Consider the following 915-nt stretch of genomic DNA (forward strand, 5'->3'; position numbering starts at 1 on the left):
GGTGCGGCTGTTCGTGCTGGCACACAACCTGCTGCGAATGGCCGCCCTTGCGCCCGAATTGGTCGGCGGTGCGGCTGTTCGTGCTGGCACACAACCTGCTGCGAATGGCCGCCCTTGCGCCCGAATTGGTCGGCTGGGGCACAGGTACGTGCGCAGCCGCCGCAACGGCCGGGTGAAGGGCGAAAGAGCGCCCCAAAACCTCGCCAGGCTCCCCATCAGCGCGCTTGCCGCACCGGCATGGCACCTCGGCGACGCGTTTCGCCTCCTGGACCCGGCGATCCTCAGGCGCTTTGCTCAGCAACTCTCTTCAGCCAAAAGTTAAAAGCTTCTCAGCCTCTGAGACGTGCCCACGCGCCCGTTGCCCGCCGACAGTCAATCCAACACCATGGAAGGACGTCGATGGACCCGATGCCACTAGGGGTAGCGCTGGGTAGCGCATTCATCTCGGGCCCGCATGCCAGACATTCATTCAGGTGTTTCGAAGCACGACCTGGTCGCGTGCGACAGAACGGTTCTATTGGGCCAACTCCCTGATCCGTTCGACGACCTCCGGATTGGCGAGGGTGGACACGTCGCCGGGATCCTGGCCGTTCGAAATCGCTGCGAGCACGCGGCGCATGATCTTTCCCGAGCGCGTCTTGGGCATGTCGGGAACGACGATCACCCGGCGCGGGCGCGCAATGGCGCCGATCTCGGACACCACCGATGCCGAGATCCGGTCGGCGATCTCGGTGGAAGGCGCCAGCCCCAGCTTCAACGCGACATACAGGTCGGGCACCTTGCCCTTGACCGGGTCGGCCACCGGAACCACGGCCGCCTCGACCACCTCTGGCACGAGCAGCGCTGCCGATTCGATTTCCTTGGTGCCCAGGCGGTGGCCGGCGACGTTGATTACGTCGTCGATCCGACCGAGGA

General features: G+C 65.2%; 2 protein-coding genes. One reads left to right on the top strand and one right to left on the bottom strand.

Annotated elements, in window-relative coordinates:
• Nucleotides 1-322: hypothetical protein (locus tag AC1DY5_RS57190; RefSeq protein ID WP_478122969.1), on the top strand; the 322-nt coding region annotated here is incomplete at its 5' end.
• Between the two features lie 192 nt (nucleotides 323-514).
• Here the strand turns inward: AC1DY5_RS57190 and AC1DY5_RS57195 are convergent.
• The coding region (locus AC1DY5_RS57195; protein WP_478122968.1) for an AMP-binding enzyme at nucleotides 515-915 on the bottom strand (401 nt) is incomplete at its 5' end.

It is taken from the genome of Variovorax sp. P4_D9 (assembly GCF_056401695.1).